9 protein-coding genes are annotated in these 9,473 nt (G+C 44.2%); 6 read left to right on the forward strand and 3 right to left on the reverse strand.

What is annotated here, in order from left to right; translation table 11 throughout:
* Window positions 1-741 precede the first annotated feature (741 nt).
* From ACWB0I_RS14545 to ACWB0I_RS14555, 3 genes are all read left to right on the forward strand, one after another.
* Entirely contained in the window at window positions 742-2,160 is a 1,419-nt protein-coding gene (locus ACWB0I_RS14545; protein WP_479388796.1) for an APC family permease, read from the forward strand.
* 440 nt (window positions 2,161-2,600) lie between these two features.
* Entirely contained in the window at window positions 2,601-2,837 is a 237-nt protein-coding gene (locus ACWB0I_RS14550) for a DUF1059 domain-containing protein (RefSeq protein ID WP_479388797.1), read from the forward strand.
* A 133-nt stretch (window positions 2,838-2,970) separates the two neighbouring features.
* Entirely contained in the window at window positions 2,971-4,947 is a 1,977-nt protein-coding gene (locus ACWB0I_RS14555) for a T9SS type A sorting domain-containing protein (protein WP_479388798.1), read from the forward strand.
* 569 nt (window positions 4,948-5,516) lie between these two features.
* Here ACWB0I_RS14555 and ACWB0I_RS14560 read toward each other — a convergent pair.
* Window positions 5,517-6,371: an aminotransferase class IV gene (locus ACWB0I_RS14560; protein ID WP_479388799.1), complete on the reverse strand. Its 855-nt coding sequence runs from the start codon at window positions 6,369-6,371 to the stop codon at window positions 5,517-5,519.
* Window positions 6,368-7,507, reverse strand: a complete 1,140-nt coding sequence (locus ACWB0I_RS14565) for a DmpA family aminopeptidase (protein WP_479388800.1) — start codon at window positions 7,505-7,507, stop codon at window positions 6,368-6,370. Before ACWB0I_RS14565 ends, ACWB0I_RS14560 begins: the two co-directional genes overlap by 4 nt.
* Window positions 7,508-7,557: 50 nt before the next feature.
* On the opposite strand from ACWB0I_RS14565, the gene ACWB0I_RS14570 reads away from it, so the two are divergent.
* From ACWB0I_RS14570 to ACWB0I_RS14580, 3 genes are all read left to right on the forward strand, one after another.
* Window positions 7,558-8,016, forward strand: a complete 459-nt coding sequence (locus tag ACWB0I_RS14570; RefSeq protein ID WP_479388801.1) for a DUF2721 domain-containing protein — start codon at window positions 7,558-7,560, stop codon at window positions 8,014-8,016.
* A gap of 535 nt (window positions 8,017-8,551) precedes the next feature.
* Window positions 8,552-8,854 carry a nucleotidyltransferase family protein gene (locus ACWB0I_RS14575; RefSeq protein WP_479388802.1) on the forward strand — a complete coding sequence of 101 codons (303 nt, stop codon included), beginning with the start codon at window positions 8,552-8,554 and terminating at the stop codon, window positions 8,852-8,854.
* Window positions 8,855-9,010: 156 nt separating this feature from the next.
* Window positions 9,011-9,319, forward strand: coding sequence for a HepT-like ribonuclease domain-containing protein (locus tag ACWB0I_RS14580; RefSeq protein ID WP_479388804.1), 309 nt, complete (start codon window positions 9,011-9,013; stop codon window positions 9,317-9,319).
* Here ACWB0I_RS14580 and ACWB0I_RS14585 read toward each other — a convergent pair.
* The coding region (locus tag ACWB0I_RS14585; protein WP_479388803.1) for an RNA polymerase factor sigma-54 at window positions 9,224-9,473 on the reverse strand (250 nt) is incomplete at its 5' end. The genes ACWB0I_RS14580 and ACWB0I_RS14585 overlap by 96 nt on opposite strands.

Genomic DNA, 9,473 nt, shown 5'->3' on the forward strand with positions numbered 1-9,473 from the left:
TTTTTGTTTGTTTTGTTCAATATAATTATACAAAGCAAGGAGACCTTTTTCTGCGATGTAGATTACTGCATTTAGAAAAAGATTTTACGAAACTTAAAGGCTGCCGCTTTGCGGCTTAGTCCAACAAGCGCTTGAACAAGCGCTTGCACCAGAATTTGCCACGCGGTCGGTGAATCGGTAATGGAAATTTTTTAAGCGTGGCAAATCTGGTGAAGCGCAGGCCGTTGTGCGATCGTAGAGCTCTTCTGATTAGCAGTTCCAGAAAACTGGAAGGAAGTGCCCTGAAAAATAAAAAACCACTTCATTTCCTCGGTTTGCAAAACTGTTTGAAATGTGTAGGTAATTTTAATTTTGATCCGTCGAAAAATATAAAATAAAAAATCATTTTGTACCTTGACACGAATGCAAATTTTTGGTAAATGGTTTACATTGGAGAAGCGGAGCAAAAGGATTAGACTTTATCATGGAAGTAACGTGCTTGTTTGTAAAAGAAATAAGTTCGAGGTCATTTCCTGAAGGTGAAGGTAAAAAATAAAATAAATTCGCACAACCAGGCGTTCAATCAGACGCCATAAGCCGGCGGCGATTTGGCAAATCGGTAAAGTTGTGAAGAGCTTGTTTGGTTTGTTACGGCTGTGAATTGTGCGGCGCTGGTTAGCTGGCACAAAACAAAAGAAAGAGTTGAAAATATTTTCTACTTTCGAGCGGCTTAAACGTACAAAATTAAAGGAATAAATACGGATGCAAAATGACACTGCCAGCGTAACCGTGCCACAGCTTCACCGTGCCCTTAACCTAAAAGACCTGGTGCTATTGAACATTTCTGCCATCGTCGGTTTATCCAGCCTGGCGCAGGTAGCTCAATTTGGCTATGCCAGCCTGACACTCTATGCTCTGGCCCTCCTGGCATTCCTGATCCCCAGTGGATTAATGGTTGCCGAGCTCAATGCAAGGATGCCGGAAGAAGGCGGATTTTACCTTTGGACGCGAACGGCGTTCGGTGACTTGCACGGCTATATTGTCGCCTGGACTTACTGGCTCGGTAATATTGTCTGGCTTCCGACGGTGTTGATACTCGTTTCTGTATCCGGTTTGTATATCTTTGGCGATGACTTTCTTAATCTTGCGGGCAATCCCTGGTACAACGCCCTGGTGTGCCTGGGGATATTATGGTTGGTCACAATCCTGAACATTCTGGGTATGGAACGGGCAAAATGGATCCAGAATATCGGCGGTTTAGCGACCTGGATATGCATTGCCTTCTTGTTGGTCGTGGCTATTGTTTTCGTCGTAAACCACGGAAGTGTGCACCCATTCAGCCCTGGTAAGCTGATACCCGATTTCACTGATTTCTCCGTGCTGCCATACTTTGCCATCGCCGCTTTTTGTTTTGGCGGACTGGAGCTCGCTCCTGTACTGGCTGGTGAAATCCAAAACCCCCGGCAGAACATTCCCCGTGCTATTATTATCTCTTCCATCGCCGTTGGGCTACTCTACATGGTGGGAACACTGATGCTGATTTTTACCGTGCCTGAAGGCGAAGTTGGAATTATTGCGGGTGTGACCCAGGCGTTTCACGAAGTGAGTTCCACAATGGGCATGCCCGGGATCGGAGCGCTCGGGGCGATTCTGGTGGCGTTCAGCACGATGGGCCTTTTCGGTTCCTGGATGACAGGGACAGCGCGCGTGCCGTTTGTGATCGGTCTTGACCACTATTTGCCAGATGCTTTCGGGAAAATCCATCCCAAATGGGGCTCGCCGGTTATTTCCCTGCTGATGCAGGGTGTCGTGCTTACCTTCCTTTTTTTGGGTTCAATCGCGGGCTCCACAATAAAAGAGGCTTTTTTAATCCTGCTGGATATGTCCATCATCCTGTACTTTATTCCCGTCCTGTACATGTTCGCCGCATTGGTTTGGCATCACTGGCAAAACACGGGGAATAAAGGGATCATAACGGTATTTCAGAAAAGCAAGGCAGCGGTTTGGATCGTTGCCATCCTGGGATGTGGCATTACCCTGTTTTCCATCGTCATCTCTTCCGTGCCGACAAAGGACGTGGAAAACAAGGAACTTTTTGTGGCAAAAGTGGTCGGCGGCGCTGCATTGCTTATCGGGGTAGGGCTGATTGTCTTCTATCTGAAAAGAAGCGAGAGTCATTAATGTCCGCTTTGGATTGTTTGAGCTTTGTTACTATCTGAATACTTCCTTCAAAAGATCTAACGCCTTAGCGTGAGAAATTTTGTGCGGGGTGAGGAAGTAAATCTGTTGAATTGTTGATTGGTTGAATTGTTGAATGGTTTGATGTCCCACCACAGAGAATCGCGATTTCCGCTTTGCTTCAACCGGCTAAAGCGTCCGGACAATTAAGAAAATTTCACACACAAGCCTTCCCCCTCTCTTTGACTTTAATTCTGGGAGAGGGGCTTGAGGGGGTGAGGGCAAATTCGTGAAATGACTTCTGCTGTTGGAGGAGTAAAGTTAAGAGTATATGAGTATAAAAGTTAAAGGGGGCTTGGGCACCGGCCTGTCATTTTTTAAAGAAGTTTTTCGGTTGCGGCTTTGCTGCCTTAGACGTTTATATTTACGTAAAGGAGAAAAATATGAAAACAATGAGTTGCAGGCAGTTGGGCGGTGCATGTGATCAGGAATTCCATGCCAATACGTTCGAAGAAATGGCTGAATTGAGCAAACAACACGCAATGGAAATGATCCGGAAACAGGATGTGGCTCATATGGAGGCAATGAGAAAAATGCAGGACCTTATGAAAAATCCGGATGAAATGAAAAAGTGGTTCGAATCAAAACATAAGGAGTTTGAATCTTTGCCGGATCATTAATATCATGGAAACAGCGAAAAAAACATTCAGTCATTCGCTGTCTAAAGCTGGTCATTATCCCGAGCTCCCTTACGAAAGCTAAACGTGGGGTTACCTTTTTATAAATACCAGAATTAACCATTAGGAAAAAACAATGTTCCGAACTGCAATGCACTATGTATTCACCACCTTTTACCTTTTAATTGCTGTCAACCTATTCGCTACGACCTATTATATAGATGCTTCGTCAGGAAACGATTCGAATGCCGGTATATCGGTAACGGCCCCGTGGAAAACCATCCATAAGGTAAATAATTTTAATTTTTCTCCCGGTGATTCTGTACTGTTTAAAAAAGGAGAAATTTGGAATGAGGCGCTTACCTTTCCCGCTTCCGGAAATTTCTCCGCTCCTATCGTCATCGGAAGCTATGGGAGCGGTCCGTTGCCAATCATAACCGGAAGAGCTGTTTACCAGGGCTGGAATGATCCCGCCACATGGACAGATTTCGGCAATAACCTCTGGTACAGAGAACAATCCTACAATCCCCAGCGTCTGTGGATCAATGGGCAAGAGGTGTTACGAAATGAAGTGGTCGATAGTCTCGATGGCTCCCGATATATGTGGGCCTGGGAAAATGCCAGGCTCTATGTGTATTCGGTGGCCAATCCGGCGAATTCCTTTAGTCTGATGGAAACCAACGTGTTTTACTTCACGGTTCGCTTTGAGACCAAGGAGCATATCCTGGTGCAGGATATTGAAGTACAGGGCGGATACAGTTTTGCACTGGCCATTTTAGGCTGTGGTCATATTACCGTTAAAAATTGTACCATCGGCGCCTACAGCCGCCAGGGGATTTTAATTCGCGACAGCCAGGGGGTTTCATCAACTTATGTGACAATCGATCATTGCGAACTGGATTCCCGCTTTCATTTTTCTTACGGAAAGAACAAGGGCATTGATGATGGTATTCAATTAGCCAATGGTGCTAATGATTGCGTGGTTAAAAATAACGCCATAAAAGATTTTGGGCATACCGGAATTTATCTGAAAGGACTCAGCCCTTCGGCAAACGGTGTTTTTGACAATAAAATTTACGGGAATTATATTTCCGCTGACAATGTGACCTATCAACGGGGCATTGGAACCGACGGTCTGGAAAATAAATGCCGGGATAACGAATTTTTTAATAATATCATCAAAAACACCACCGTACAAAATCAAATTAATGGCAATAATAACTGGATCCATCACAACATCATCGATGGCATAAGGAATTCCCCGGTTCGAACATTTGCTACCGCGCGGGGCATTCATCTGCAAGCCTATGGCACGGATATGGTGTGCCATGATAATAAAATCGATAACAACCTGATCATGAATTGTGATGAGCCTGGCATCTATTTTCGCCGCGACCAAAATCCGAAGTACCATAACTATATCCGCAATAATATCATTTTAAATTGCGGCCAAAATTCCAGGGACGGTTTAAACGACATCGCCATCGCCATTGAAGATCACAATTCGATACAGACCAACTATTTTTATAATAACTGCCTGTTCAATGGCGATGAAACCGCGCCGGTAGTCTATATCAGAGGCGCTTACGTCAATGCCGCGAATTTTAACAACCAGGTAGGCGCCATGGATAGCGCGGCCAATAATATTCAAGTAGATCCCCTGCTGACTACGCCGGATTCACTGTATTATTTTCTGACGCAAAATTCCCCATGCATTGACGCGGGTATCGGTGTGGGCTTAACGCATGATTTTTATGGAAACCCGATTTTCTTCGGAAACGCGCCCGATATCGGCATTCATGAATTCTATGCTTCTACTGGCATTACCAGTGATCATGAAACAATCCCCAACCAATTCTCACTTGAACAAAACTATCCAAATCCTTTTAACCCCACTACGACAATAAGATACTCTTTAAAAGAAAAGGGATTTGTTCAACTAAAGGTTTATGATGTTCTGGGCAGGGAGATAAAAACTTTAGTGAATGAAGTAAAACAGAGCGGCAATTATTCGGTTTCCTTCGATGGGAGCAATTTAACAAGCGGAGTATATTTTTACTCTTTGCGCGTTAATAATTTTGTTCAACGTAGGAAAATGATTTTATTGAGATAAAACCTGAGGTAGAAGAGCTACAACCATAAGCGTAAGAGAACTATTAAACTTGCAACAAAGCGCAAATCCGGGTCTTTTTGTTTTGGCAACGGATTAACTCAAATGGACCATGGATAAATTATTAATATTTTTAAAAATGCGTGTTAAGTAGGCGTACAGCCGTGTCTTTTAGTTATTAGCCCAACACGTCCCACCCATAAAGCAGCTTAAAAATTTTGTATCCCCTTATGGTAGGATAGACTTTTTGAAGGAAGTATTCTAAGGCAGCAGAGCCGCAACCCAAAAACTTCTTTAAAATAATGACGGGCCGGTGCCCCGTGACCCTTTAACTCTTACACTCATATATTTTTAACTTTACTCCTACAACAGCGGAAGTTATTTCACGAATTAGCCCTCACCCCCTCAAGCCCCTCTCCCAGAATTAAAGTCAAAGAGAGGGGGAGGGCTTGTGTTGGAAATTTCTTATTTTGGCGACATTAACGATCATTGGGAATTTGGAATGTCAGCCCGATGCTCATTCAACCATTCAACGATTTTACTTACTCACACAGCAAAAAAATTTTCGCATGCTAAAGTGATAGATCTTTTGAGGGAAGCAGTCTAAATTGGGTCAGAAGCATGTGCGTGAGCGGGCCCGGCTGACCGAAGCCAATGGTTCTTTTATCGATTTGAATGATGGGCGTAATTTCCACCGTGGTGCCTATGATCATGACCTCGTCGGCATCCAATAAAAAATCCCTGCTAATCATTACTTCTCTTACTTCAATACCCTCTTTTTCACACAATTCGATTACCACCTGCCGTGTAATTCCAGGCAATACGTGGCGCGTTAATGGGGGAGTGTAAAAAATTCCATTCTTGACCATGGCTACATTGCTGTGCGTTCCTTCCTGAACGTGATTGTCACGCATAAAAAGTGCCTCAACAGCCCCGACATCGCGGGCTCTTTGATGGGCCAGTGTATTGGGCAATAGGGCAATGGTCTTTAAGTTGCAGTGCCCCCAGCGATCGTCTTCCACCAAAATAGCTTTGGCGCCCTTTTCCTGTTCCTCAACAGCGCTATGGAATTCGCGGGCAAAGGCGTAGATGGTCAATGGCGTTTCCGCAGGGGGAAAACGATGGCTACGAGCTGCTGCTCCGCGCGTCACTTGAAAATAAACAATAGCGCTTGCCATTTTTTCCAGATTATTTTTTTGGATCAATGAAGGCAGCACCTCATCAAATTCCGGGAATTGCTGGCGGTTAAAACGCAGCACTCTGGCTCCGCCCTCCAACCGCTGTCGATGTTCCTTTAGGCGCAACGGCCGGTTGTTGTAAAAACGTACCACCTCATACAGGCCATCGGCAAACAAAAAGCCACGGTCATCCGGACTGATGCAGATCTTTTCCTTGGGCAAATATTGACCGTTTAAAAAAGCAATCATCGCACATCCTTAGTTTTAGTGATTACACGATGATATTTAAGAAGATTCAACACTTTGTCAATGGGCAGGGCCTCAATCTGTCGCCCTTCAAATCCTTTGGTCGTTCTGGCGGCAAACAGAGAGTTCAGAATTGCTTCCTCTGTGGCTTCAATGACTGCTAAAAACAGGGGCGACATGTGTTCGTTGCGCAGCACTTCGCCTTTTTGAAAGGCATGGGCTGATTGGTAGGGCACACGGAGATTGCGGGCTGTAGAAAATGCGATCACATAATCGCCGCTACCATTGCTGCCGATGCCGCCGGTTCTGGCCAGCCCAAACAGAGCGCGTTTGGCCAGGCGTTTTAGATTTCTGGAACGCAGCGGCGCGTCGGTGGCCACTACCATCATGCAGGAACCGTCAGGAGAGGTATTCAATTGATCGCTCAGATAGAATCGGTGCAGCGCCTTTCCAACCGGAACGCCTGCGATTTGCAGAACTCCGCCAAAGTTACTTTGCACCAGCACGCCCACAGTCCAGCCGCCCAGGGCTTCGGGCAGTTTGCGGGAGGCAGTACCTATTCCACCTTTAAAACCAAAACAAACTGTACCTGTACCGGCGCCGACACAGCCCTCTGCTACCGGGCCGCACCTGGCTGAATGGATGGCCTGCAAAACATGTTCTTCTTTAACGTGTTGTCCTAGGATGTCGTTTAACCAGCCGTCGTTGGTTTCGCCCACCACGGGATTTACCGAACGCACCTGTTCGTTGCCGGGCAGGGCCAGGGTGTATTCAATAAGAGCTCTGGCGGCTACAGGTACGCTTAAGGTATTGGTAAGAATGATCGGTGTTTCCAGATTACCCAGTTCTTCGATTTGCGTGCTGCCGGTTAACTTGCCAAATCCATTTCCCACGTAAACCGCAGCCGGAACCTTCTCCTGAAAAATATTCCCTTCATGGGGCAAAATAGCCGTCACCCCGGTACGCACCGAATCGCCCTGGATCAGGGTTACCTGGCCGACTTTGACGCCGTCAACATCGGTAATGGCATCTAACGGACCGGATGGCAGGACGCCTGTGTGAATTCCATAGGTTTGAATGCCATGGTTCTGGCTAAAAGTCAAAAAGGGAAGGAATAAAAAAACAAAAAGCATCTTCATCGTGAACACCTTTTGATAAAAATCGTTAACAGAATCTATTGCAGATTAACGTGCAAATCAATTTTGCTTTTCTAAAACTTTTTTACCGGGAAAAAAATGATTATATTGAAGTCATGAACTGGTACGTACCCATTACCTTTTTGCCGGCGGTGGCTTTGCTAATCTTGTCCACTTCCAATTTGTTGATTGCCCTGAACACGGAGATTGACGCCTTGCGTCAAAGAGATAGTGAACAAAGTGTACCGCTCATTCAGGCCAAGTTAGAACAATTAAAAAAATTGACTGTTGTGCTTTCCTTCTTTTACACTTCGGCGCTGCTCTTTACCTTAGCCGCTCTTTCTGGGGCATTGAATCAAATCCGTTTTGTGGCTTTTCCTTTGCCCAGCACCTGGATTTTGATTTTGGGCGTCGTAACGATGCTGCTGGGCCTGGTACTCCTGTTTCTGTATTCTATTAATGCCGTGCAGATCCGCCAAAAACAGCATCGGCCTTCTGGAAGAAAGAAGTAGAGCTCAGGTAAAGAACCTGACCGCAGTTGGGGCTTTTAGTGGAGTGGCCAGCCGGTAGGAATGAAGCAAAAATTGGAGTATCCGCTTTGCTACAACCGGTAGGCGCGAACTTCAGGCCTATGCTTTTAGGTATGAATTGGTCTTGAACTTATTCGGCAAGTTTGAACATGAAAATAATTAAAATAACCGCCGGTGCTTTTGTGCGAGAAAAATTTAGAAAAAGGCTGAGTCACGCTCGTTGAATGGTTTTGATTAAGAACTATTAACTGTCTTTGGCAGCGTGTCCGTTAATCGTTTCAGGCTAAAATTTGCTTAATTGTAAAGCTGGAATTTTATTTCTAATTTTTAAAAAAAAATGTGGTTTTGGTTTGACTCTGGAAAGTCTTGATCTTAAAATATAAAAAATATTGTGCCATTTAGGGGCAGGTAAAATTAAATGGTGTTGCAACCAAACGTTCAAGTAAACCCTGATAAGCCGTTGATGGTAAAACCGATAAAATGAGATGATATGTGTCTGAAATATGGAGATTTGGTGATGGGTAATCGTGATGAAATAGTAAAGAAAATAAAAGAACAATATCCCTATTTGTCACAAAAATATGGCGTAAGTCGTATCGGTATTTTTAGGTCTGTCGCCAGGTTTTCTGCTGGAGTGGATAGCGATATTGATATTGTAGTTGAATTTGATCGGCCTATTGGTTTGAAATTTGTAGAACTTGTTGAATATATGGAGCGTTTGTTTGGTAAAAAAGTTGATGTGTTAACAAGAGATGGAATTAAAAATATACGTGTAAAAAGTGTTTCTTCTGAAATAGAAAAGAATATTATCTATGTATAAGCGATCCGATCAAGACTTGACCGAAGATATTTTGATCTGTCTTTCAAAAATTGAAAAATATATTGGCGGTATTACGTATGACATGTTTATCAATATTACAAAACACAGGGCGCAATAGTCAGGAATCTTGAGATTATAGGTGAAGCAAGCAAGAAAATATCATCTGAGCTTAAGAAAAAATATCAGGATATTCCATGGAAGATAATTACTGGAACAAGAGACAGATTGATTCATGATTATTTTGGCGCTAACATCGATATTGTTTCAGAAATAGCCACGAATGATGAGCACATAAAAGTTCACGTCCCACCATGGCGGGACAAATTTTTTAAAGGCAAAATTATTAAAAAGGCGCGACCAGTAAGCGAATTACAATTCTTTGCGCAGGCGGGCTACCGGAATCTGCATCTGTTCCCGATACTTGGCCACGGTTCGCCGGGCAATAGGGAAGCCTTCTTCTTTTAGTATTTTGGCAATTTTCTCATCACTCAAGGGGCGGTGTTTATCTTCGGCGTCGATGATCTCTTTAATCCGTTGTTTGATTCGTCTGGTTGAAATCTCTTCCCCGTCTTCTGTTTCAATTTTTTCATTAAAGAAGTATTTCAGTTCAAAAACCCCG

Source organism: Caldithrix sp., from assembly GCF_056497305.1.